Genomic DNA, 23,835 nt, shown 5'->3' with positions numbered 1-23,835 from the left:
CGGGCGCTCGATCACCCCCCGGCGTTCGCCTCGGCCGCCCGGCGAGCGGCGGCCGGGTCGGCGAGGCCCTCACCGGTCGGCTCGTAGGTGAGCAGGACCACGCCGGAGGAGAACGCCTGCGTGCCGGCGAGCCGCAGCGTGGCGGGGTCCGCGGAGTCGTCGTCGAACAGGCGGGCGCCGCGACCGGCGAGTACCGGGTAGACGGCCAGGCGCATCTCGTCGAGGAGGTTCTCGCTCAGCAGCCACCGCACCAGTGCCGCGCTGCCGAAGACGAGGATGTCGCCGTCCACCTCCTTCTTCAGGGCCTCGATCCTGGCCGCGGCGTCCACACCGATGATCGTGCTGTTGTTCCAGGTGGCCTCGGTCAGCGTGGTCGACACGACGTACTTCGGCAGGGTGTTCATCGCGTCGGCGTAGCCCGCCTCGTCAGTCATCGACGGCCAGGAGGCCGCGAAGCCCTCGTAGGTGACCCGTCCGAGGAGCAGTGCCCGCGCCGCGCGGATCTGGTCGAGGCCGGCCTGCATCGAGTCCTCGCTGACGAATCCGAAAGCCCACTCGTGCGGGTTCTCGATGACGCCGTCAAGGGTGGTGAAAACAGACAGAACTATGCGTCCCATGGTTCGTATCCCTCATGTCGGGTGAGATGCGGCGGCGGACGTGCGCCCAGCCTGCCGCGGAGAATGCGTGCGCCGCCACTCGGTGCCGGGATGGGCGGTCACGTCCGCCGCCACGGCCCGCCCCCGCGACGCCGCCCCCGAGCACCTGGGTGCTCCGGCGCCGACGGGCCGTCGTGCAAGGCCACCGTGGCCCGGCACGCGGGCTCACGTCCACACATCGGCGGCGTCCCGGACACTCCCGGACGATCTCGGACACGCCGGAGCGTGCATAGGCTGCCGTGGGAGCGCAGGGGATCTACGGGATGGAGTAAGCGTGACCGACAGCCGGCCGCAGCCGCGGACCGCCGCCACGCCCGCGGAGTTCGTCGCCCTGATGAGGCGGCTCCGGGCGTGGAGCGGGTGCAGTTACCGGCAGCTCGAACGCCGCGCCGACGCCGTGGGCGACGTCCTGCCGCGTGCCACTCTGGCCGGCGCGCTCAATCGCCGGGATCTGCCGCGCGAAGACCTGCTCGCCGCGTTCGTACGGGCATGCGGGGCGGACGACGACGCCGTGGCCGAGTGGGTGGACGCCCGCCGGCGCCTGGCCGTCGCCCGCGAGACGACCACCCCGCCGCCCGGCGACACGCCCGCCGCACCCGGGGGTGGGACGCGCGTCGTGGCCTCCGCTGGGACGCCGGCGGCGCCGCCACCCGCGTCCGCCCCGACGGCTCCCGGACGAGACGTCTCCCGGCCGGACGAACTCCTGGACATCGACGCGAGCGGAAGGAACAGCGGCGGGGTCCCGGCCTCGCCTCCCGTGGGCGGGGCCTCCCGGCGGAAGGCCCCGGCCCGGCGACTGGTGGCGGGCGCCGCGGCCGCGGCCCTGCTCTGCCTGGTCGGAGCCTGGCAGTTCGACCGCATGTCCACCGGGGAGGCGGCCTCCCGCCCCTCCTCGTCAATCTCGGCCACCCCGGCACCGTCTGAGCCGGCACCGTCTGAGCCGACACCGTCTGAGCCGACACCGTCTGACCCGGCACCGTCCGACCTGGCCGACGGCGCGGGCGGACCGGCGCCGGGCCGCAGGTGGGTTCGCGTGCGGCCGGCCGCCGATCCGTCCCTGTGCCTGACCGCCGGGCGGGCCAGGGACGTCCCGTACGATCCCGAGGTCGCGGTCCTGCGTCCCTGTGCCACGGCGGTTCCGCCGCGGACCTTCCTCACCCCGGCGGGTGGCGGGCTGGTCCACCTGCAATGGGATCACCCCGACCCGGCGAAGGGGGTCGGCTGCCTGACGGTGATCGTGGCGGGCCCCACGGCGGGCATGCTGCAGCCCTGGAGCGACTGCACCGGCGCCAGGCCCAACCAGCGCTTCCGGCTCGAACCCGTCGGCGAGGACGGCTACCGCATCCGACCGGCGTCGAGCGACCTGTGCCTCGCCGTCGACGGCGCGCCCGGGGCGGAGGCCGTCGAACGGCCCTGCGCCTCCGCGCCCGGACAGACCTTCCTCATCGACCCCGAATAGCCATCACGCCGGGCTGTGGGCGAGGGCCTCGCGCTCCGGCGAGACGTGGATGAGGGATATGATCCGTCCACTCTTGCGGACTTTGCGAGAAAAGGGCTGATTTGTCGCTTCACCATGCGTCCTGGGCCTGTCTCCTTCGAGTTACGGACGACGGACGCCGATGACGGACGAGACACTGGCGCGCCTGCAGTTCGCGACCACGGCCGGTTTCCACTGGCTGTTCGTGATGCTCACCCTCGGGCTCGCCCCGCTGATCGCGGTGACGCACACCCGGCACGCCCTCCGCGGTTCACCGCTCACGGAGCGCATGACCCGGTTCTGGGGCCAGATCTACGTCGTGAACTACGTGCTGGGCATCGTCACCGGCCTGGTCATGGAGTTCCAGTTCGGGCTCGCCTGGAGCGGGCTGTCGGAGTACGCGGGCAACGTCTTCGGCGCTCCGCTCGCGCTCGAGACGATCGTCGCCTTCTTCGCCGAGTCGACCTTCCTCGGCATGTGGATCTTCGGCTGGGGCAGGTTGCCGAAGGCGGTGCACGTCACGCTGATCTGGCTGGTCACGCTCACCGCGTACGCCTCGGCGTACTGGATCATGGTGGCCAACGGCTTCCTGCAGCACCCGGTGGGACACGAGGTGCGCGACGGCGTGGCCCGGCTCACCGATTTCGGGGCCATGCTCACCAACCCCAACGCCATCAACGCGCTGGTGCACGCCGCGTCCGCCGCCCTGATGACCGGCGGGGTCTTCATGGCGGGGGTGAGCTCCTACCACTTCCTCAAGCGCACGGCCGAGCGTGCGTTCTTCCGCGCCTCGCTGCGCCTCGGCCTGTTCGTGGCGACGCCCGCGGCGTTCGTGGCGCTCTACTACGGGTTCGTGCAGATCCCGACGCTCGTGGAGACCCAGCCGATGAAGGCGGCGACCCTGCGGGGCCACGTCGACGACATCGGCTCCCTGCGGGTCGAGGACGTACAGGCCCAACTGGTGCAGCGGTTCGGCGCGGGCGACTACCGGCCGCCCGCCTGGATCGCCACCGCCTTCGACGTCATGCAGGACGTCGGATACCTGATCCTCCTGCTGATCATCGTGGCTCTGATCCTGCTTTATCGGGACTGGTACCTCCGGTTCCGTCCGGCGGCGTACCTGATGCTCGTCGCGGTTCCCCTGCCCTTCGTCGCCGCGCTCGGCGGATGGCTGCTGCGCGAGGTGGGGCGCCAGCCCTGGGCGGTGTACGGCGAGCTCACGACCGCCGCCGCACGGTCGCACGTCGGCTCGATGCTGGCATCCCTGGTGCTGTTCGGCTCGGTGTTCCTCGCGCTGGCGATCGCCGACTGGGCGCTGATCATCCGGTACGCCCGCCGCGGCCCGGCCGACACCGACCTGGGCGGCTCGCCTCCCGACGGGCACGCGGAGCGGCCCGCCGCGTCGCTCGCCCTGTAGCCCGACCTGCCCAAGAGGAACCCGTGACTCTCGAACTCGTGTGGCCGGCCCTGCTCGGGCTGCTGCTCGCCGGTTACTTCGTCCTGGCCGGCCTGGACTACGGCGTGCAGATGCTCGCCCCCACGCTGGGCCGCGACGACGGTGAGCGCCGATCACTGCTCAACGCCTTCGGCCCGTTCTTCCTCGGCAACGAGGTCTGGCTGGTCGCCGCGGCGGGGGTGCTGTTCGGCGCCTTCCCCTTCCTGGAAGGGCGGCTGCTGTCCGGGATGTACTTCCTGTTCGCGGCGATCCTGGCCGGGATCGTCGTCGGCAACGCCGCCGTGCAGGTGCGTAGCCGCCACCGGAGCGCCTCGGCGCGCCGGATCTGGGACGGGCTGATCTTCGTGGGCGGGCTGGTGCCCGCCGCGGGGTGGGGGCTCGTGACGGGCCGTCTGCTCGCCGGGGTGCCGCTCGACGCGCGCAACGCCTTCTCCCTCGGCCCGGCCGACCTGCTCGACCCGTTCGTGCTGCTGTGCGGCGCCACGACCACCGCGGTGTTCCTCGCGCACGGCGCGTCCTTCCTGGCCTGGCGAACCGGCGGCGAGCCGAGCGCCCGGGCGGCGAGAGCCGCCCGGCGCGCCCTGCTCGTGGCGGCCGTGGCGGCGGCGGCCGTCCTCGTCGCCGGGTACCTCTCCCCGGCGCGGCACACCGTCGTCAACTCCTGGCCCGCACTCGCGACCGGCGCGGCCCTGGTGATCGCGCTCCTCGCGGGGGCGGCCCTCCTGGGCGCGGGACGCGGCGGCCGGGCCTTCGCCGCCACCTCGTGCGCGGCCGCCCTGCCCGTCGTCGCCCTCGGCGCGGGCCTGCACCCCTTCGTGCTGGTCTCCTCCGGCGCTCCCGGCACCGGCCTGCGCCTGACGGAGGCGATGGCGGATGCGGCCACGCTGCGGATCCTGGTGGGCTTCGCCGCGGTGATGGTGCCGCTGATGCTCCTCGCCCAGGCGTGGAACTGGTGGTTGTTCCGCCACCGGGCCGGACGTACGCCGACGTACCTGTAGCAGCGCCGCCGATACCGATTCTTGACGTATGCCCGTCACTACGATGGGTACCTCGATGGGGCGGTGGGCGGTGGGCGGCGGGACCGCCTGAGGATGGTGGCGCGGTGACGGTCAGTGCTGAGGTGCAGATCACTGATTTGGCGATCAACGATCACGCGTGTCTGACCTTCGGCGAGCCCGAAGAGCTGCTCGACCTCACCGCGGCGTACGTACGTGACGGGCTGTCGGGAGGGCTGCGGGTCGTCTGGCTGTGCGAGGAGCCCCAGGGAGCGCTGGCCGAGCTGAGCCGCCGCGGGATCGCCGTGCGGTCCGCCACCGCCGACGGACGGATGGACGTCGTCGCCTCTCAGGAGGGCCTGCTGTCCGAACAGGCCTTCAGCGTGGATCACGCGATGGGATGGCTGAGCTCCCAGATGGAGCTGACCTCACGCGGGGGCTACTCGGGTCTTCGGGTGGCCCTCGACATGGGCTGGGCGCTGCGGCCGGTCCACGGTGTGGAGCAGCTGCCCGCCTTCGAGGAGAAGATCGCGACGGTCCTTTCGGACAGCAGCGTGTCGGTCTTGTGCCAGTACGACCGGGAACGCTTCGACCCGGTCACCCTCGCCTCGGTCTCCCCGTTCCACACCCGGGCGGTCGCCGCGGCCACCTACTACGACGACCCGTTGCTGCGGATCTGCCGCCAGTACGCGCCACCCGGCATCCGGATGGCGGGACAGATCGACCGGGCGGCCGAGGACGCCCTGGCCCTGGCGCTGAGCGAGGCGATCAGGACGGATGGTCCCGTCGTGATCAACATGGCCGAGCTGTCCTTCATCGACCTCTCCTGCACCCGGACGATCATCGACGTGGCACGGAGTCTCGCGCCGGCCCGTACGGTCGTCCTGCGGTGCAACCCCGCCATCGTGCCGCGGTTCGTGCTGCTCGGCGCTCAGGGCATTCCCGGGATCAGCCTGGTGACCGCGCATGAGCGATGACGCGACCAACCATGCCTCCCACGTCGCCTCGGACCCCGGCAGCGGGAATCGGAACGCCGGGACGTCGGTACTGATCCTCGACCACGCGTTCGACCGCGGGTCGCTCTACCCCCTGCGGGAGACGCTGCAGGCACACGTCGTCCACGCCGGGCTTCCGCACGGGCGGTCCGTTGACCTGGTACTCACCGTCCACGAGCTCGCCACCAACGCGGTCTTCCACGGCTCGGGGACCGGACGGGCGAGGATCTGGCAGTTCGGCGGCGTGCTGCGGTGCGAGGTCGGCGACCCCGGCTCCTCGGGGCACGACACCGCCGCCTGGCCGGTCAGGCACGGGCACGGGCTGTGGCTCGCCCGCTACCTGTCGGACCGGTTCACGATGGTTTCCGGCCCGGACGGCACCCTCGCCACGGCCGACTTCGCCCTCCCCGGGCCCGGGTCGTGGTCCGCCACTCCGCGGCTGCGCCGTCTCGAGTCGCACACCGTTCTGGAGCTGGACGGCGCCCTCGACGAGCAGGCGGCCCCGAAGATCACGGCGGCGATCGGTGAGATCGTCGCCGGCACACCGGCGCCGGGGCTGGTGATCGACCTTTCCGCGGTGACCTACTGGGACAGCACCGGCATCACCGCCCTGATCATGGCGCACCAGCGCGTGTCGGAGACGGCGGGGATGCTGGTCCTGACCGGCCTCTCGGCCGAGTTCGCCGAGCGCCTCGACGCGCTCAGCCCGGTTCCGTTCACGACCCGGGAGACACCCGCCAAGGCGGCCCATCTGTTTCCGCCCTCCTGAAGCGCACGCATGTGCTGAAATGTGCCGGTGAATCGGGCGAGGCAGTTGATGGGCGAAATACTGGTCTATTGGTATGTGCTCGTCCTGCTCACCGGCGGCTACCTCGCGTTCTCCTATGTGCCGAGCGGTGAGACGCTCTCCTACACCGGCGTCTACGAGCCGCTGCGCGGCGTCCCGATGTCCGCCGCCTACCACTCGATCCTCGACATCAGCTTCGACGACCACGGCGGGCTGATCGCACGGCAACTGCACCACCGCTTCCAGATACTGCTCGCCCTGGGGACCGTCGTCTGGGCCCTGCTCGGCCGGTACCGGTACGCGCTCCCGGTGCTGGGCCTGGCAGCGCTCGGCGCACTCGCCGGCTACGGTTCCGCCGACGACCTCCTGTCCGGAACCTTCCTGGCCAGGGTGCCGATCCCCGTGTGGTACGGCCTGCACCTCGTGGTGGCGCTCGCCATAGGCGCCGTACTGGTGGTCTCCTCGCGCCGGGAGGCCGCCCTGCAGCCCAGGACGGCCGGTTTCGTGGCAGCGAGCCTCGGCCTCACCGCCGTGCTGCTCCTGTGGCAGTGAACCGGAGAGCCGTCACAAGTGCCCGCTTCCGTCGTGGTCGTGGCCGTGGTCGTGGCCGTGGCCGTGGCCGTGCGCGACGTGCTCGGCGGGCCGGGTGCCGGACAGGTGACGGGCGGAGTTCACCAGCCCGACGTGGCTGAACGCCTGCGGGGTGTTGCCGAGGTGCCGGCCGGTGGCCGGGTCGCACTCCTCGCTCAGCAGGCCGAGGTCGTTGCGGAGGCTCAGCAGCCGTTCGAACAACTCGTACGCCTCCCGGTGGCGGCCGATGCCGTACAGGGCGTCGGCGAGCCAGAACGTGCAGGTGATGAACGCTCCCTCGGTGCCGGGAAGGCCGTCCACGTTGCCGTCGGCCTGCGGCCGGTAGCGCAGCAGGAACCCGTCGGAGCACAGCTCGCGCCGCACCGCCTCGACGGTGCCCGCCACCCGCGGGTCGTCCCAGGGCAGGAACCCCACCCGGGGGATCAGCAGCAGGGCGGCGTCCAGCCCTCTGGAGCCGTAGAACTGGGTGAACGTGCCCCGCTCGGGGTCGTAGCCGCGGTCGCAGACCTCGGCGTGGATCTTGTCGCGGGTCGCGCGCCACCGATCCACGGGCCCGTCCAGGCCGAAGCGTTCGACGGCCCGCACGGCCCGGTCCAGGCCCGCCCACGCCATGACCTTGGAGTGCACGAAGTGGCGGCGGTCGCCGCGCACCTCCCACAGCCCGTTGTCCGGGTCGTCCCAGTGGCTCTCCAGGAAGTCCAGCAGCGCCCGTTGCAGGTCCCAGGCCGGCTCCTCGGCGTGAATGCCGGCGGTCCTGGCCAGATGCAGCCCGTCGAGGACCTCGCCCCACACGTCGAGCTGGAACTGCCCGGACGCCGCGTTGCCCACCCGGACCGGAGCCGAGCCCTCGTAACCGGCCAGCCAGTCGAGGGCGTATTCCGGCAGACGGCGGGTGCCGTCGATCCCGTACATGATCTGCAGGTCGGACGGATCTCCGGCGGCGGCCCGCAACAGCCACTCCCGCCAGGCCTTGGCCTCGGCGACGAAGCCGGTGCCCAGCAGCGCCTGCAGCGTGAACGTCGCGTCGCGCAGCCAGCAGAACCGGTAGTCCCAGTTGCGCGGGCCGCCCGGCCGTTCCGGCAGCGAGGTGGTGACCGCGGCGACGATGCCGCCGGTCGGCGCGTAGGTCAGCGCCTTCAGCACGACCAGCGACCGGCGTACGGCCTCCTCCCATCGGCCCTGGTATCGGAAGCCGCGCATCCACGACGTCCAGTACGCCTCCGTGTCGGCCAGGGCCTTCTCCGCGTCGACCGGGCGCGGCACGCGCTCGTGCGACGGCCGATAGGTCAGCACGAACGGCACCCGCTGCCCGGCGGCCACCTCGAACTCGGCGTAGGTGGTCATGTCCTCGCCCCGGAGCGGCACCGGTGTCTCCAGCCAGGCGGCGTCCGGGCCGGCGACCGCCGCGAGCCGCCCGTCCTGGCGCCGCACCCACGGCACGATGTGCCCGTAGTCGAACCGCAGCCGCAGCGCCATCCGCATCGGCACCCGCCCGCTGACGCCTTCCACGACCCGCACCACGTCGGCCGCCTCGCCGCGTGGCGGCATCGCGTCGATCACGCGTACGGACCCCTCGGGGGTGTCCCACTCCGTCTCCAGGACGAGAGAGTCGCCGCGGTAGCGGCGGCGCGTGCAGAGACCGCCGCTCACGGGGGCCAGGCGCCAGAATCCGGCCCGGTCGTCGCCGAGCAGGGCGGCGAAACACGCGGGCGCGTCGAACCGGGGCAGGCACAGCCAGTCGATCGACCCGTCTCGCCCCACCAGCGCGGCCGTGTGCAGGTCACCGAGCAGCCCGTAGTCCTCGATCCGCACTGCCACCACGCTCCCCCTTCGGGGGTCGATCTCGCGAACAAGGCCGCGCTACCCGAGCAAAGGCAACGTATGCACTGTGCAAAGAAGTGTCGACAGCCGAACGGGTGCGGCCTACCCACCTTTTTGTGGGTACTTGTCCGCACTGCCGGGGCGGCGTGAAGCTTGGTTCCGGGCGGCCGGAGGGCCGGCCCGACTTCAGGCGGAACGGAGGTGCCGGTGGTGTGTCAGGAGACCGATTCAGACTCCGTCGGCCTCTCCGGGACCGGCCTCTCCGGGGCCGACCTCTCCAGAGCCAGCTTCTCCAGGCGGCGGTGTCCCCAGTCGGACAGCGGCGCCAGCGCCTCGGACAGCTCACGGCCGAACTCGGTCAGTGAGTACACGGTCTTCAGCGGGCGGCCGCCATGCACCTCACGGTGCACGAGCCCGTCGGCCTCCATCTCCCGGAGCGTCTGAGTCAGCACCTTCTCGGTGAGGCCCGGCAGTCGCCGGACCAGCTCGCCGGGACGACGCGGCGCGGATTCCAGGAGCCAGAGCAGGATCGTCTTCCACTTGCCGTCGATCACCGCGATCGCGGCGGTCACCCCGCAGACGTTCAGGTCCTGGGCACGGCTACGCGTCATCGTCCATCCCGTTCAGCGCTCCCACTGTCATGCACGCAGGAGTTGAGACATGATCCAGCACACCGACCAGTCTGCCGTCACCGTGCTCGGCCTGGGCCCGATGGGCCGGGCCCTGGCCGGGGCCTTCCTGGACGCCGGCGTACGGACCACGGTCTGGAACCGGACACCGGGCAGGGATCGCGAGTTGGCCGAGCGGGGCGCGGTGGGCGCCCCCACGCCGGAGGCGGCGGTCGCGGCGAGCGAGCTGACCGTGATCTGCGTGGTGAACTACGACGCCGCGGACGCCGTCCTCCGGCGCGACGCGGTCACCGACGCACTGCGGGGACGCACGCTCGTGAACCTGACCGCCGACACGCCCGACCGCGCAAGGAGTGCCGGGGCCTGGGCGGCCGAGCACGGCATCGGCTACCTCGACGGCGCGATCATGACGCCGACCACGACCATCGGCACCCCGGCCGCGGTGTTCCTCCACAGCGGCCCGGAGGAGCTCTACCGGCGGCACCGCCCGCTGCTGGACGCGCTCGGCGGCACGCACACCCATCTCGGTGAGGAGATCGGCCGGGCGGCGGCCTACGACATCGCGCTGCTCGACGTCTTCTGGACCGCGATGGCGGGCTACGCGCACGCGCTGGCGGTGGCACGGGCCGAGGGGGTGACCGCTCGCGAGCTGGCGCCGTTCGCCAAGGGCATCGGCGCGATCCTGCCGCCCCTCTTCGAGCAGGCGGCGCGGGACGTGGACAGCGGCGCGTTCCCCGGCGAGGGCAACCCGATCACCTCGGCGGCCTCGTCCATGGCCCACATCGTCCACGTGTCCGAGGCGCACGGCATCGACGCGAGCGTGATGCGCGCGGCCGAGGGCTGGGCACGCCGAGTGATCGGAAAGGGCCACGGCGCCGACGGGTTCATCCGGATCACCGAGATCCTCAACCCCCGGGTCCTCGTCTAGCGCGCCGCCCCCGGCGATCACCGGGCTCCTGGGAGGCCGGACGGCAGGAGCGAGGACGCCGGCGCCTTCCCCGCGTGGTGGCCGATCCGACCGCGCCCCGTGGTCGCCATAACCGGCGAGGACGTGCTGAGGGCGCCCGGCGTGCCGGGCGCCCTCAGCGAACGTCGTGGCCTCAGTCGGTGCCGAGCTCCATCGCGGCCTGGTCGAGCAGCTCCTCCTCCGTGGGAGCCTCGCCGCGGGAGGCGATGGCCTCGGCCCCGCCTTCGGCCATCGCGCCGATCAGGCCGGTCGAGGCCGCCTGCGCCGCGCCGATCAAGGCCGGCTGCTGGGTGCCGACCATGCCGAGCCTGGCGTACTGCTCAAGCTTGGCGCGGGAGTCGGCGATGTCGAGGTTGCGCATCGTCAGCTGCCCGATGCGGTCGACCGGGCCGAAAGCCGAGTCCTCGGTGCGCTCCATGGAGAGCTTGTCCGGGTGGTAGCTGAACGCCGGTCCGGACGTGTTCAGCACGGAGTGGTCCTCACCGCGCCGCAACCGCAGGGTCACCTCGCCGGTCACCGCCATGCCGACCCAGCGCTGCAGCGACTCGCGCAGCATCAGCGCCTGCGGGTCCAGCCAGCGGCCCTCGTAGAGCAGCCTGCCCAGCCGCCGGCCCTCGTTGTGGTAGGCCGCGAGGGTGTCCTCGTTGTGGATCGCGTTGACCAGCCGCTCGTAGGCCGCGTGCAGCAACGCCATGCCCGGCGCCTCGTAGATGCCGCGGCTCTTGGCCTCGATGATCCGGTTCTCGATCTGGTCGGACATGCCCAGGCCGTGCCGGCCGCCGATGGCGTTGGCCTCCAGCACCAGATCGACGGCGGAGGGGAACTCCTTGCCGTTGATCGTGACTGGACGTCCCTGCTCGAAGCCGATCGTGACGTCCTCGGCGGCGATCTCGACGGAGGGGTCCCAGAAGCGCACGCCCATGATGGGATCGACGATCTCGATGCCCGTGTCGAGGTGCTCGAGGGACTTGGCCTCGTGCGTCGCGCCCCAGATGTTCGCGTCGGTCGAGTAGGCCTTCTCCACGCTGTCCCGGTAGGGCAGCCCGTGGGCGAGCAGCCACTCGGACATCTCCTTGCGTCCGCCGAGCTCGTTGACGAAGTCGGCGTCCAGCCACGGCTTGTAGATCCGCAGCGAGGGGTTGGCGAGCAGACCGTAACGGTAGAACCGCTCGATGTCGTTGCCCTTGAAGGTGGAGCCGTCTCCCCAGATCTGCACGCCGTCCTCGAGCATCGCGCGCACCAGCAGCGTGCCGGTGACGGCCCGCCCGAGCGGGGTGGTGTTGAAGTATGTGCGGCCGCCGGACCTGATGTGGAACGCCCCGCAGGCCAGGGCCGCGAGCCCCTCCTCGACCAGGGCGGCCCGGCAGTCGACCAGCCGGGCGATCTCCGCGCCGTACGCGGTTGCACGCCCCGGCACCGAGACGATGTCAGGTTCGTCGTACTGGCCGACGTCTGCGGTGTAGGTGCACGGCACTGCACCCTTCTCCCGCATCCACGCGACCGCTACAGAAGTGTCGAGGCCACCGGAAAAGGCGATCCCGACACGCTCGCCGACAGGCAGAGAAGTGAGCACCTTGGACACGACTAGAATATATACACGGGAATGCATGATCATGCAATCCGGCGCGTGATGTCTCCGGCGGCCGAGTGCCGGCGGGTCCTCAGGTGCGGGTGCCGGGGTGCGGGTGCGGAGTGCGGGTGCGGGTGCGAGCGCCGATCACCGGGCGACCCCGTAGACCTCCTGACTCACGAGTCTGGCCGCCCCGATAACGCCGGCCTGCGGGCCGAGATCGCTCATCATGATCGGCAGGTTCCTGGTGGCGAGCGGCAGCGAGCGCCGGTAGATCGCCCCGCGGATCTCGGCGAGCAGGACGTGGCCCAGCAGCGTGAGCCCGCCACCCAGGACGATGAGGCTCGGGTTGAAGAACGACACCAGGCCCGCCAGAACCTCGCCCACCCGCCGTCCCCCGTCGCGCACCATCTGGACGGACGTCGCGTCCCCGGCGCCGACCGCCTCCCCCACATCGGCGGCGGTGAGCGTCCCGGTGCGTTCGAGGAGTTCCCGGAGCAGGGGCGAGCGCCCTGACTGGGCCGTGGCGAGGGCGTCGCGAGCGAGCGCGTCGCCGCCGAAGGACGCCTCCAGGCATCCCGTGTTGCCGCACGCGCAGACGGCGACCGAATCGGCGACCGGGATGTGTCCGATATCCCCCGCACATCCGTCCATGCCGCGATAGAGCTCACCCTTGGCCACGATTCCGCAGCCGATGCCCGTGCCGACCTTGACGAACAGGAAGTTCTCCACGGTACCCGCCGCACCGGCGTGTTGTTCGCCGAGTGCCATTACATTGACATCGTTGTCCAGTAAGACCGGACAATCGAACCGCCGCCCGAGCAGATCGCGGGCCGGATAACCGTCCCATCCCGGCATGATCGGCGGCGACACCGGGATACCGCGGGAGAAGTCCACCGGGCCGGGCACGCCCACGCCGACTCCCAGCGGCCTGTCCACTCCCAATTTCACGAGCAGCCGCCGGGTCTGTTCCGCGGCGAGTTCGAGCACCGGCTCAGGCCCCCGGCGTACGTCGCATTCGGTGCGTTCGAACGCGAGAACTCGCAGCCGGCCATCGGTGACCGCGGTGGAGACAGAGGTCGCACCGATGGCTATGCCGACGAACCGAACGTGACCGGCGAGATCGATGACGGTCGAGCGGCGGCCTCCGCGGGACGCGGCCGGTCCGATTTCCTCGACGAGATGAAGCGCCGTGAGCCGGCCGAGTTCGGTCCCGATCGTCGTTCGTGACACTTCGAAGTGTTCCGACAGCTGAATGCGAGATTGCGGACCGGCGTCTCGCAATCGCGTCAGGATTTTGGCCTGGAGCCGTGTTTCGGCTCGCCCTGGCACCGAAGTCTCCACATGCCAAGTTTCTCATCGGGTGACGCCTCATTCGTCATCCGCGCGAAACTCCCGGTCCGGCCGGAAATCCGCCGCACTCATCTCATCCGAGAAGGATTGGGAAGAAGTCCGGCCCGATCCGTGCGCCGTCCGGCGAGGAAACTCGCATTCGTGCATGTCCGCGGAACTCGTCGGGCCCACGGTGGGCACCGGGCGCCTTTCGGCAGGCGCCCGGCCGAAGTCAGCCCTCGGCCGACTCAGAGGGATCGCCATTTCCGCCAGATGTCCGGCCGTTCGGCGCGGACCGGCTCACGACGGGACCTTCCGGTTGACGTAGGCGACCCGCCAGCCGCTCCGCGTGGCTAGCAACTCGGTGACCGACAGCGGCGCGAGATCGAAGAGAGCGGCGCCCAGCGGATCGAGCCCCAGCGCATGGCCGATCGCCGCCCGGATCGTGCCCGCGTCGCACACGGCGACGACGCCGGGCTCCGCGCGCACCAGGTCGAGCCAGGCGGCGACCCGCTCGGCGTGCGCGGCCAGGCTCTCACCGCCGTGCGGAACCACGTGCGGGTCGGTAAGCCAGCTCACCAAGGCGTCCGGCTCCTCCCGCGCGACCTGCTCGTACGGCAGGCCGCGCCACCGGCCGACGTCCACCTCGGCGAGCGCCGGCGCCACCCGCGCCTCCAGACCGATGGCGGCGGCGGTCTGGCGCGCGGCAACGGCGGGACCGGCCCACCCGGCCGAGCCCGCCGTCATCGGAGCCAGAGCGGCGGCCCTGGCCAGGCTCGCCGCGTCGGCGTCCCGATCGGCCAGGGGAAATCGGGCGGCCCGCATCTCCGGCGTACCGGCATGCCGAACGAGCAGCACCGTGCCCGGCTCAGATCGGCGTGGCGGCGGTGGCCGGGACGGCCCGCGCACGTCCCGCCGCCCGGTCGCTCACCCACCCGAACAACACGCCGAAGGCCGTCCAGAAGACCAGCTGGGTCCCCAGCGAAGCGAGCCTGAACTGCCACAACAAGGTGGCGGGGAAGCCCTCGGGCACCTCGTCGACGGTGGGCAGCAGAGTCCAGGCGGCTGTCACCGGGACCAGGAACGCCAGCGCCGCCGCGGTCCACCGCGCCCAGGGCCCCGCGGTGACCCTGCGGGCGGTCGCCACCGCGATCACCGCCGCCGCGAGCCCGACGAGGACCATCACCACGTAGAGCACGGTACGGCTGTTGATCGTCTCCGGGTCTCCGACGGCCGGCGGGTTGGCCGGATATTTCACGAATGGCACAAGAATCACCGCCACGAACGCCGTCCCTGCCGCGGCGAGTGCCAGCCCGCCCTCCGACCGGGGGCCGACCCGCCCGCGCAGTCCCGCGTACGCGAGGGCGAAGATCCCTCCCACAGCGAGCCCGTACAGGCCGGTGGCGAGGAACAACCCGGCCTTCTGCCCCGGTCTGCCGACCAGTTCCTCCTCGCCGCGGTCGTGACCATGCGCGTCGTGCGCGACGTGGGCCTCCTCCAGCGCGATCGCGCTGTCGACCCGCGGCTCGCCGAAAGCGAAAGCGAAGCCGCCCGCGATCAATCCGGCCAGCAGGCCCAGAAGCAGGCCCCTGACCACCAGGGTGCGTACCACGCCCGCGCTCAGTGGCAGGGCACGCCGAGCAGGTGGCGCCCGTCGTGCATGAGCTCGTGCAGATAGGCGCCGGTCTGCGAGATCGCCCCGTTGTCCATCAGAACCAGGTAGGCGATCAGCAGCAACACCGGCACGGTCAGCAGCCACAGCCTCAGCCGCGGGATCGGGATGACGGAAGGAGTGGACATTCCACTCATACAGGCCTCCTCAGGGATGACGCGTCCCACCATGCGAGGTCACGAAGGCCCAAGCGACCTGGCTCCCGGGATGTGCGTCCCGGATACAGTGGCGCGTCCGCACCGGCATCTCACCGGATTTCCCTTGGACGATCGTGAAATCCACCGGAACGTATCCCTTCCTCCTGTTCGCGTCAACCCTTCACAGGAGGTGCCCAGCGGTCCGGCCACAGGACGAGGCCGAGAAACGCCCGCCCTAACGGACGTCGGGACCGCCGTCCTGGACGGTGGCGAGGTCGGCGAGCCCGGAGATGGTCAGGAGGGGGGTCAGCAGGGGGTTGGCGATGAGGGTGATGCGGTCGGCGTGGGCGAACAGGACGCTCAGGCCCGCGCTGTCGAGGTATTCGACGAGGGTCAGGTCGAGGACGACGGGGCCCGGCGTGCGGTCGAGAGCGGCGGCGAGGCTGTCGGTGTTGCTCATGTCGATCTCACCGGCGACGGTCAGCAGGGCGGCGCCGTCAGGGCCATGGCCGGGGGTGAGGGTGAGCGGCGTGGTCATCAGGCGATCCTCATCTGCATGTCGACGGTGGTGCCGGACGGGCCCGGGGTGATGGTGACCTGCTGCATCATGGCGCGCATGAGGGCGACGCCGCGGCCGCGGTGGCTGTTCACCTCGGGTTGCGGGGCCTTCCAGCGGCCGGTGTCGGCGACGGTGAGGCGCAGGTTGTCGACGGACGCCTCGGCCCGGAGCCGGACGATGTCGCCGGGAGTGTGGCGGTGGCCGTGCTCGATCGCGTTGGCGCACGCCTCACCGGCGGCGACCAGGACGTTCTGCACGATCTGGGCCGGTAGGTCGCACTGGCCGAGCCAGCTCCGCAGCGCCTTACGAACGGGCGCGAGCTGCGACGACTCGGCGGGGAACGTCATCTCCAGTGGGGCCGGGTGCCGGTAGAGCAGCAGAGCGACGTCGTCGTCGTAGCCGTCGGCGGGCGCCAGGCGGATCATCACCTGCGTGGCGAGGTCGTCGACCGCGACGTTCCTGCCGTCCTGTACGGCTTGGCTGGCCTGGTCGATGCCCGAATACAGCGAGCGGCGACGACGTTCGACCAGGCCGTCCGTGTAGAGCATGAGCGTGGCACGCGCGGGGATTACCGCCTCGCCCTCCGGGCGCGTCGCACCCGGGCGGACGGCCAGGGGAACGAAACGTCCGCCGTCGAGCAGGCCGGTGCTGCCGTCGGGGTGGGCGAGTATGCCCGGGGGGTGTCCCGCGCTGGAGTACGACAGGTGCCCGGTCTCCGGGTCGAGGACGCCGCAGAAGACCGTGGTGCACCGGGCGCCGGGGACACCGGCGGCGAACTGGTCGAGGGCCATGAGCACGCGGGCCGGGCTGTCGTCCTGCAGGAGCAGCGCGCGGCAGGCGCTGCGCAGTTGTCCCATGACGGCGGCGGCCTCCACCCCGCGTCCGACGCAGTCGCCGACGACGATGCCGATGCGTCCGCCGGGCAGGGCGATGGTGTCGTACCAGTCGCCGCCGACCTCCAGGGGCCGGGTGGCGGGCTCGTAGCGTACGGCGAACCCGTCGGGAAGCTGGGCGGGGCCGAGGATGGCGCGCTGCAGCGCGATCGCGGTCTCGCGTTGCTGGTCGATCTGGTGGGCGCGGACCAGTCCCTGGGCCAGCCGCCCGGCCAGCAGCGACAGCAGCAGCTGGTCCTCGGCGGTGAAAGACCGGTCGCCCAGTTCGATCCACAGCGCCATCGGGCCGTCGGGGTGCTCCAGGAGGATGCCGACCCCGTCGCGCCCGGCGACCGGGGTGAGCAGAGGCCGCTGCGGCATGCCGGCGAGCGTCCGGCGGCGTTCGGCGGGCATCCCGTGCCAGCTCACCGAGGTGTCCGTCGCGGTCAGGGCCGGCTCTTCGTCGCCCTGGCCGAAGACGGCGGCCAGCACGGACTTCGCGCGCCACAGGTTCCGTAGTTCCTCCAGTGCGCCGGTCAGCGCGTCGGAGAGACTCCCCGCCTGGGAAAGGCAGGTGCTCAGGGAGGCGAGGGCGCTCTCGCGCTGGATGGCGTAGTGCTCGGCCGTGACGTCGCGAAGGGTGCCGACGACGACCCGGCGTCCGGTGTCGGGATCCTGTGCCTGGTTGAAGCTGACGCTGACCCACAGCCGGTGCCCGTCGCTGTGGGTGACGGGGATGGTGTAGCTGCCCTGCCCGGGGCCGACGAGGCCGCTGAACGCGTCGGCGACCTGCTGATGGGCCTCGGGATCGCCGGCGGCGTCCGGCCACCACGGGTGGATCGGCGTGTAGGGCAGGCTCTCGGGGCCGTAGCCGAGGATGTCGGTGAACGCTTTGTTGATCTCGACGACGGCGCCGTCCTCGTCGCAGACGAAGAACGCCTCCTGCAGCGAGTTCACCAGTGCCGTACGCCAGCGCGCCTGGTGCTGGCGCAGCCGCGCCATGTCCATGGTGGCCCGCACCCGCGCGAGCAGCTCCGCGGCGGCGAAGGGCTTGACCAGGTAGTCGTCGGCCCCGGCCTGCAGTCCCTCGATTGACGCCTCCTGGCCCGCCCGCGCGGACAGCAGCACCACGGGCACGGTCGCGGTGCGTGGATCGGCCCGCAGTGCCGCGACCAGGGACAGGCCGTCCAGGCGGGGCATCATCACGTCGCTGATCACCAGATCGGGGGCGTCCGCGTGGATGGCGTCCAGGGCCTCCATCCCGTCGCCCGCGGTGCTGACGAGGTAGCCGGCGCCCTGGAGGAGACGGACGAGGTACCCGCGCATGTCGGCGTTGTCGTCGGCGACCAGCACACGCGCCGGGGCGGCGGAGTCTTCGGCGCGGGCCGCGAGTCCCTCGTGGGACACCTTCTCCATGGCGGTCCCGGCGGGTTCGCCCCTGCCGTCCGCGGGCAGCCAGCGCAGCGCCTCTTCGACGTAGGGGTCGGCGAGGGTGCCGGTGGTGCCGGCGCCGGCCGTCGTGATCGCGTCCTCGGGCAGGTGCGCGGCGCCGTACGGCACGCGGATGGTGAATCGGGTGCCCTCGCCCTCGATGCTGTCCGCGGTGATCGTGCCGCCGTGCAGGCCGACCAGCTCCTGCACGAGGGCCAGCCCGATGCCGCTGCCCTCGTTGGACCGCGAGCGGGCGTTCTCGATGCGGTGGAACCGCTCGAACAGTCGCGGCAACTCCGCCGCGGGGATGCCGATGCCCGTGTCGGTGATGGTCACCACCGCCTGGGCGTCCTCCCCGCGCACCTCGACGCCGATCGAGCCCTCGAAGGTGAACTTCAACGCATTGCTGAGCAGGTTGAGCACCACCTTCTCCCACATGCCGCGGTCGATGTACACCGGCTCGTCCAGGGGAGGGCACTCGACCCGGAACCCCAGCCCCGCCTTGTCGATCGCGGAGCGGAAGAGGCTGGCCAGCTCGGCGGTGACCGTGGCGAGGTCGACCGGTTCGTAGCTGGCCTGCATCCGGCCGGCTTCGATGCGGGAGAAGTCCAGCAGGGTGTTGACCAGCTTGCCCAGCCGCAACCCGTTGCGGCGGATGACCTCCAGCTCCTCGCGCACCTGCGCGTCGGCTTCCTGGAGACGGCCGCGCAGCTCCTCCACCGGCCCCATGATCAGGGTCAGGGGAGTGCGGAACTCGTGGCTGATGTTGGAGAAGAAGACCGTCTTCGCACGGTCGAGCTCGGCCAGCTCCTCCGCCCGCCGCTGCTGCGCCTGGTAGCTGCGCGCGCTCGCGACGCCCGCCGCGACGTGCCCCGCGGCCAGCTCGATGAACCCGCGGTAGGCGTCGTCCAGGCGGCGGTAGCGGTTGAGCGCGGTCACGAGGAACCCGTACGGCGCACTGCCCTGCTGGAGCAGCGGCACCACCAGCGCCTGTACGGGCGGCTCCGGCCAGTCTCCGGACGGGAGACCGGCGTACGCGGCGCCGTCGAGCGGGACGAGCACCGGCTCTCCCCGGGCCAGCACCGTCGAAGGCCATACCGCGTCCGGATCGTCGGCCGGCAGTGTGAGGGGGGCGGCCGGATGCCCGGCGGAAATCCCGGTCACCCCCGCCAGCCGCACGCCGCCGCCCTCCTGGTACAGGTAGGTCAGGGTGAACGGGAGGTCCTGGAGGTTGCGGCCGAGCTGCCTGCAGGCGAAGGCCAGCATCTCCTGCTCGGTGCGGACCACGCTGGGGTCCGAGCCGAGGTCCCGCAGGGTCGCCATGCGCCGCTCGCCGATGACCCGCTCGGTCTCCTCGCTGACGACGCACAGCATGCCGACAACGGCGCCGGAATCGTCGCGCAGGGGACTGTAGGAGAACGTGTGGTAGGTCTCCTCCGGGTAGCCTGCTCGTTCCAGGAACAGCAGGAGCGCCTCGTCCCAGGTCGCCTTCCCCGTGGCCAGCACGGCCTCGATCCGCGGGCCGATGTCGCCCCAGATCTCCGCCCAGACCTCGCTCGCGGGCCGGCCCAGCGCCCACGGGTATTTCCGGCCCAGGGTGTCGCGGCGGTAGGCGGCGTTGCAGAAGAACGTCAGGTCCGGCCCCCACGCCATCCACATGGAGAACCGGGACGACAGCAGGATGCTCACCGCCGTCTGCAGGCTCTGCGGCCACTCGTCCGGCGGTCCCAGGGGCGTCGCCGCCCAGTCCACCAACGCCAGATCCCGGCCGACCTCGTCGTCTACGGCGAACACTCCGGCCCCGGCCGCTGTCCGCGGCTGCTGCTCAGCGTCCTCGCAGCGCGTCACTCGACACCCCTCCGTTCACGCCGAGCCCAGCTCGCTCGCACCGGACTCCGTACCGTGCCGTTTGCCGCACCGCGGGCCCCGCTGATGTCGGGGGGAAGTCGGTGACATGTGCGCAGCAGGATACCCCTGCCAGGAGAACAGGGATGAACCACCACAGAAGGCTTATCGCGGGGCTGCATCCTGTACCGGGCCGCCTGCGGCTGCCGGAAGCAGGAGACGGTGACCGTTCCTCTACAGTCGCAGCCGTGACCGTCGCGCGTTCCCTCTTGTTGTTCGTCGTCGCCGCGCTCGCCGAGATCGGCGGTGCCTGGCTCGTCTGGCAGGGAGTGAGAGAACAGCGCGGGCTGCTGTGGGTCGGGGCGGGGTTCGTCGCCCTGGGCCTTTACGGGTTGGTGGCGACCTTCCAGCCGGACGCCAACTTCGGCCGGATCCTCGCCGCCTACGGAGGCGTGTTCGTCGCGGGCTCGCTGATCTGGGGCATGGTGGTGGACGGCTTCCGCCCCGACCGGTGGGATCTGATCGGGGCGGCCGTCTGCCTGCTGGGTGTCCTGGTCATCATGTACGCGCCGCGCGGCTAGGTGTACTCGGTCAGCAGGTTGGTGACGCGCCGGGGGTCCTGTCGTCGAGCCGGGCGGGGCCGATCGCGATGCCGCCGGCGGGGCCGCCGCGCAGGCTCATCCCGGTCACGCCCGCGCGGTCCGAGGCGTGCACCCGGACCGATCCGCCGGGCCACGACAGGTCCAGCTCCGAGTCGTCTCCGGCCACCCGGGCCTCCAGCAGCTCCCCGAAGACGAGCCGGGAGAACTCGAGGTCCGTCGACGCGAGATGTGTCGTCCCCAGCCGTGCGACCGGTCCCGGTGCGGTCTCCCACAGCCCGGTCCACCACAGCGGCTCGGTGGCACCCCGGGAGCTGGGGAAGTCCTCGACGACACGGGTTCGGCTCGACAGCAGCCGGCCGGCAGGCGGGTAGCTCCGGTCGGACTGCGCGAGCTGGATGACGACGCCGTGCCTGCGGTCGGGCGCGATGAACGCCTCGCGCCACGGCGGGTGGTCGTAGTCCTCGCCGACGACGGTCAGGCCGAGCGCGCGGGCCCGCACCACCGTCGTACGCAGGTCCGGTACGACGAAGGTGATGTGGTGCGGGCCCTCGCCGCGGGCGTCCAGGAATCGGGTGAGGAACCCCTCGTCCCTCGGCTCGAGCAGTTGCAGTCTCGCGCCCTCGTCGGCGGTGCCGACGTGGAGCAGCAGGTACCCGAACTCCGCGAGCCGCTCACCGAAGATCGGGGTCGCGCCCAGCTCGCGCCGCAGCCGCCGTGCCCAGCCCATCGCGTCGTGGACGGCGAACGACGTGTGGTCGAGGGTTACGCCGGCGATTCCGCACCTCCCTTGACGCGCCCCGCCGCCAGGATCGCCGCCACGATCATGGCGTCGCGCTGCGCGGCCAGGGCATCGAGGTCACCGGACCCGGCGGCCGTCAGCCCGCCGGCCAGCCGGGCCGCGGTGGCCTCGTCCAGATGGGGGTGACCCAGGTCGTCCCACCAGCGGTTGAAGCTGTCGGCGTACCGCTCGCAGAAGGCGGCGATGCCTCCCTCTCCGGCGCCGAGGTGGAACAGCGTCGTCGGTCCCCAGGCCGCCCAGCGCAGGCCCGGTCCGTACGAGATGGCGGTGTCGACGTCGTCCACGGATGCCACGCCCTCGTTGACGAGGTGGATGGCCTCTCGCCACAGGGCGGCTTGCAGCCGGTTGGCGACGTGGCCGGGGACCTCCCGTTTGACCTCGATCGTCACCTTGCCGACGGACTCGTAGAAGTCACGGGCCCGGTCGACCACACCGGCGCCTGTCCGGTCGTTGCCCATGACCTCGACGAGGGGGATCAGATGCGGCGGGTTGAAGGGGTGACCGAGGACGAGCCGGTCCGGACGGTCCCAGCCGGCCTGCAGTTCGGTGAGGGTCAGGCCGGATGCCGACGACGCCACGATCGCGTCCTCGGCGAGGGCGGGTTCGATCTCGGCGTACAGCCGGTGCTTGAGCTCGATCCGCTCGGGCACGCTCTCCTGGACGAACTGGGCGTCCGCCACCGCCGTCCGCGCGTCGGCGCACACGAGCAGCTCGCCCTCCGGCTCGGCCCGGGTCGTCAGACCGAGCTCGGCCAGCGCCGGCCACGCGGTCTCCACCGCGCGGCGGACCCGCCCTTCCGCGGCCGGATCGGGGTCGAACAGCGTGACGGACTTCCCCGCGGCCAGGAACAGGGCGGTCCAGCTCTGGCCGATCACTCCCCCGCCGAGCGAGGCGACACGGGTGACCTCAGAAGGTGACATGGCCGGCTCCCTTGAGACCGAGCCGCTCCCGGGCCTGCGCCGCAGTGGCGACCTCGTGCCCGAGCGACTCGATGACGCCGCGAATCTTGCGTACCTGGTCGGCGTTCGACGTGGTGAGCTCGCCGGGTCCGATGAACAGGCTGTCCTCCATGCCCACCCGCAGGTTGCCGCCGAGCATGGCCGCCTGCGTCGCGAACGGCATCTGGTGGCGTCCGGCCGCGAGCACCGACCACTCGTAGCTGTCGCCGAACAGCCGGTCCGCCACCGTGTGCATGTGCTGGAGGTTGTCGAGGTCGGCCCCCACACCGCCGAGCACACCGAAGACCATCTGCACGGAGAAGGGCGGCTCGATCCAGCCCTGGTCGATAAGCCAGGCCAGGTTGTAGAGGTGGCCGAGGTCGTAGCACTCGAACTCGAACCTGGTCCCGTGGCCGTGGCCGAGTTCCTTCACGACGTACTCCAGGTCGGCGAAGGTGTTCTTGAAGATGAAGTCGCGCGTCATCTCCAGGAAGGCCGGCTCCCATCCGCGTGGTCGCGCCCGGCGGCGGTCCCTTCCACCCACGACCGGTAGGCGTCGAGGACGAGACCGTGGAAGTGATGCACGCCGTGCTCGGACAGCCCCGAGCCATCCGGGTCGTAGACGATGCGGCCCTGGTCGAAGGCCGGGGTGTTCATGCCGCGCTGGACGCTCTCCACGATGGTGATGTCCTGCTGCTGCAGCACCTCGTCGATGTACCGCACCGCCTCCACCTCGGCATCCATGAGCTCGGCCGTCTCGAAGTAGAAGTCCCAGGTCTCCAGGGTCCGGTCGGGACCGGCCGGAATCACCTGCAGGACCATGAAGTTGCCGCGGCCGGGGTAGCGCAGCAGACAGGTGTTGGGCCACAGCCACCAGACCGCGTGCTCGGTGACCGACGCGCCCGCGACGTCGTACGCGGCGTTCTCCTGCTTGCCGGCCTCGGCGAAGTGGCTCGACCAGATGCCGTACGTCTTCACCTCGTAGGTGTCCATGTCGACGAGGTCGACGAACTCCTTGTGGGCGATATGGCAGTGGTAGCACTCCAGGAAGTTGTCGATGACGTTCTTCCAGTTGGACGCGATGTCGTAGGTCAAGCGCTTCGCGAGGGTCAGTCCGGCCACGTCGGGGGCCCACCTGGCGATCTCGGCCGCCAGGTCCCCGGCCTGCTCGGCCAGGGGAGCGGCGCCCGAGTCCAGGTTCACGTAGACGAAGCCGCCGAACTCCTCCACCAGCACCTGGTCGAGACAGATCTCGCTCTTGTCGAAGGTCGCCATCTTGTCGGCGCGACGAGCCGCCTTCAGCTGCCCGTCCAGGCCGTAGGTCCACGCGTGGTACGGACAGACGATGTTGCGCGTGGTGCCGGAGCCCGTGAGCAGTTCGTGGGCGCGGTGCTTGCAGACGTTGTAGAACGCGCGCAGCGCTCCGTCACGATCGCGCACGATCGCGATCGGCATGCCGGCCACGGTGGCCGACACGTAGCTGCCCGGCGACCGGAGCTTCTCCACGTGGCAGACCCACTGCCACGTGCGGGCGAAAACGGCCCGGACGTCGACATCGAGCCACCGCGGGTCCGTGTACGCCTCCGACCGCAGCGACATCGATCGTTCGGGGTCCTGGTGGAAACCGGTGCCGACGCGGCGTACGTCGGCCATCGTGACAGGTGCCATGGTGGGAGCATACGAGCACCTGAACGATCGTTCAAT

22 protein-coding genes and 1 riboswitch are annotated in these 23,835 nt (G+C 71.3%); of the genes, 8 read left to right on the top strand and 14 right to left on the bottom strand.

What is annotated here, in order from left to right:
- Positions 1-11: 11 nt before the first annotated feature.
- Complete coding sequence (locus HHX41_RS05045) at positions 12-617, bottom strand: dihydrofolate reductase family protein (RefSeq protein ID WP_182904986.1); 606 nt, start codon at positions 615-617, stop codon at positions 12-14.
- Between the two features lie 313 nt (positions 618-930).
- Here HHX41_RS05045 and HHX41_RS41590 point away from each other — a divergent pair, with 313 nt between their 5' ends.
- The 6 genes from HHX41_RS41590 (at position 931) to HHX41_RS05015 (ending at position 6,918) form a co-directional block, all read left to right on the top strand.
- Positions 931-2,115, top strand: a complete 1,185-nt coding sequence (locus HHX41_RS41590) for an RICIN domain-containing protein (RefSeq protein ID WP_182904985.1) — start codon at positions 931-933, stop codon at positions 2,113-2,115.
- Positions 2,116-2,275: 160 nt separating this feature from the next.
- Positions 2,276-3,550, top strand: a complete 1,275-nt coding sequence (locus tag HHX41_RS05035) for a cytochrome ubiquinol oxidase subunit I (RefSeq protein ID WP_182904984.1) — start codon at positions 2,276-2,278, stop codon at positions 3,548-3,550.
- 23 nt (positions 3,551-3,573) lie between these two features.
- Positions 3,574-4,587, top strand: a complete 1,014-nt coding sequence (gene cydB / locus HHX41_RS05030; protein WP_169983885.1) for a cytochrome d ubiquinol oxidase subunit II — start codon at positions 3,574-3,576, stop codon at positions 4,585-4,587.
- Positions 4,588-4,691: 104 nt separating this feature from the next.
- Positions 4,692-5,561 (top strand): MEDS domain-containing protein, encoded by an 870-nt coding sequence (locus tag HHX41_RS05025; RefSeq protein WP_169983884.1) that lies wholly within the window; start codon positions 4,692-4,694, stop codon positions 5,559-5,561.
- Positions 5,551-6,348 (top strand): STAS domain-containing protein, encoded by a 798-nt coding sequence (locus HHX41_RS05020; RefSeq protein WP_182904983.1) that lies wholly within the window; start codon positions 5,551-5,553, stop codon positions 6,346-6,348. Before HHX41_RS05025 ends, HHX41_RS05020 begins: the two co-directional genes overlap by 11 nt.
- Before the next feature lie 48 nt (positions 6,349-6,396).
- Positions 6,397-6,918 carry a hypothetical protein gene (locus HHX41_RS05015; RefSeq protein ID WP_182904982.1) on the top strand — a complete coding sequence of 174 codons (522 nt, stop codon included), beginning with the start codon at positions 6,397-6,399 and terminating at the stop codon, positions 6,916-6,918.
- 12 nt (positions 6,919-6,930) lie between these two features.
- Here HHX41_RS05015 and HHX41_RS05010 read toward each other — a convergent pair whose 3' ends face one another.
- Positions 6,931-8,775 carry a glycoside hydrolase family 15 protein gene (locus HHX41_RS05010; protein ID WP_182904981.1) on the bottom strand — a complete coding sequence of 615 codons (1,845 nt, stop codon included), beginning with the start codon at positions 8,773-8,775 and terminating at the stop codon, positions 6,931-6,933.
- Positions 8,776-8,993: 218 nt separating this feature from the next.
- On the bottom strand, positions 8,994-9,389 hold the full coding sequence (locus HHX41_RS05005; RefSeq protein WP_182904980.1) for a helix-turn-helix domain-containing protein: 396 nt from the start codon (positions 9,387-9,389) through the stop codon (positions 8,994-8,996).
- 49 nt (positions 9,390-9,438) lie between these two features.
- Between HHX41_RS05005 and HHX41_RS05000 the strand changes: the two genes are divergently transcribed.
- Complete coding sequence (locus HHX41_RS05000) at positions 9,439-10,335, top strand: NAD(P)-dependent oxidoreductase (RefSeq protein ID WP_182904979.1); 897 nt, start codon at positions 9,439-9,441, stop codon at positions 10,333-10,335.
- 172 nt (positions 10,336-10,507) lie between these two features.
- On the opposite strand, the gene argG is transcribed toward HHX41_RS05000, so the two are convergent.
- The 7 genes from argG to HHX41_RS04965 all read right to left on the bottom strand — a co-directional run bounded on the left by argG (position 10,508) and on the right by HHX41_RS04965 (position 19,795).
- Complete coding sequence (argG, locus tag HHX41_RS04995; RefSeq protein ID WP_182904978.1) at positions 10,508-11,956, bottom strand: argininosuccinate synthase; 1,449 nt, start codon at positions 11,954-11,956, stop codon at positions 10,508-10,510.
- Positions 11,957-12,091: 135 nt separating this feature from the next.
- Positions 12,092-13,288: an ROK family transcriptional regulator gene (locus HHX41_RS04990; protein ID WP_182904977.1), complete on the bottom strand. Its 1,197-nt coding sequence runs from the start codon at positions 13,286-13,288 to the stop codon at positions 12,092-12,094.
- A 288-nt stretch (positions 13,289-13,576) separates the two neighbouring features.
- Entirely contained in the window at positions 13,577-14,134 is a 558-nt protein-coding gene (locus HHX41_RS04985) for a histidine phosphatase family protein (RefSeq protein ID WP_169983876.1), read from the bottom strand.
- Positions 14,135-14,144: 10 nt separating this feature from the next.
- A complete protein-coding gene (locus HHX41_RS04980) occupies positions 14,145-14,888 on the bottom strand; it encodes a CbtA family protein (RefSeq protein WP_182904976.1) in 744 nt (247 codons plus the stop codon).
- A gap of 8 nt (positions 14,889-14,896) precedes the next feature.
- Entirely contained in the window at positions 14,897-15,085 is a 189-nt protein-coding gene (locus tag HHX41_RS04975) for a CbtB-domain containing protein (protein WP_182904975.1), read from the bottom strand.
- Between the two features lie 34 nt (positions 15,086-15,119).
- Positions 15,120-15,249, bottom strand: a riboswitch (cobalamin riboswitch).
- 71 nt (positions 15,250-15,320) lie between these two features.
- Entirely contained in the window at positions 15,321-15,623 is a 303-nt protein-coding gene (locus HHX41_RS04970; protein WP_169983873.1) for an STAS domain-containing protein, read from the bottom strand.
- Entirely contained in the window at positions 15,623-19,795 is a 4,173-nt protein-coding gene (locus tag HHX41_RS04965) for a SpoIIE family protein phosphatase (RefSeq protein WP_310741780.1), read from the bottom strand. The genes HHX41_RS04970 and HHX41_RS04965 overlap by 1 nt, the downstream gene beginning before the upstream one ends.
- 245 nt (positions 19,796-20,040) lie before the next feature.
- Between HHX41_RS04965 and HHX41_RS04960 the strand changes: the two genes are divergently transcribed.
- On the top strand, positions 20,041-20,373 hold the full coding sequence (locus HHX41_RS04960) for a YnfA family protein (protein ID WP_182904974.1): 333 nt from the start codon (positions 20,041-20,043) through the stop codon (positions 20,371-20,373).
- A 10-nt stretch (positions 20,374-20,383) separates the two neighbouring features.
- Here HHX41_RS04960 and HHX41_RS04955 read toward each other — a convergent pair whose 3' ends face one another.
- Genes HHX41_RS04955 through HHX41_RS04940 form a run of 4 tightly spaced genes read right to left on the bottom strand, consistent with a single transcriptional unit; the run spans position 20,384 to position 23,799 of the window.
- Positions 20,384-21,169 (bottom strand): VOC family protein, encoded by a 786-nt coding sequence (locus HHX41_RS04955; protein WP_310741825.1) that lies wholly within the window; start codon positions 21,167-21,169, stop codon positions 20,384-20,386.
- Positions 21,157-22,113: a 3-hydroxyacyl-CoA dehydrogenase NAD-binding domain-containing protein gene (locus HHX41_RS04950; RefSeq protein ID WP_182904972.1), complete on the bottom strand. Its 957-nt coding sequence runs from the start codon at positions 22,111-22,113 to the stop codon at positions 21,157-21,159. The genes HHX41_RS04955 and HHX41_RS04950 overlap by 13 nt, the downstream gene beginning before the upstream one ends.
- Complete coding sequence (locus HHX41_RS04945) at positions 22,100-22,615, bottom strand: 3-keto-5-aminohexanoate cleavage protein (RefSeq protein WP_220503737.1); 516 nt, start codon at positions 22,613-22,615, stop codon at positions 22,100-22,102. Before HHX41_RS04945 ends, HHX41_RS04950 begins: the two co-directional genes overlap by 14 nt.
- Positions 22,612-23,799: an SRPBCC family protein gene (locus tag HHX41_RS04940; RefSeq protein WP_220503736.1), complete on the bottom strand. Its 1,188-nt coding sequence runs from the start codon at positions 23,797-23,799 to the stop codon at positions 22,612-22,614. Before HHX41_RS04940 ends, HHX41_RS04945 begins: the two co-directional genes overlap by 4 nt.
- Between the last annotated feature and the right edge of the window lie 36 nt (positions 23,800-23,835).

Source organism: Microbispora sp. H13382 (assembly GCF_014161445.1).
In the GTDB taxonomy this organism is placed as follows: Bacteria; Actinomycetota; Actinomycetes; order Streptosporangiales; family Streptosporangiaceae; genus Microbispora.
This window is presented reverse-complemented; position numbering and strand designations above follow the sequence as displayed.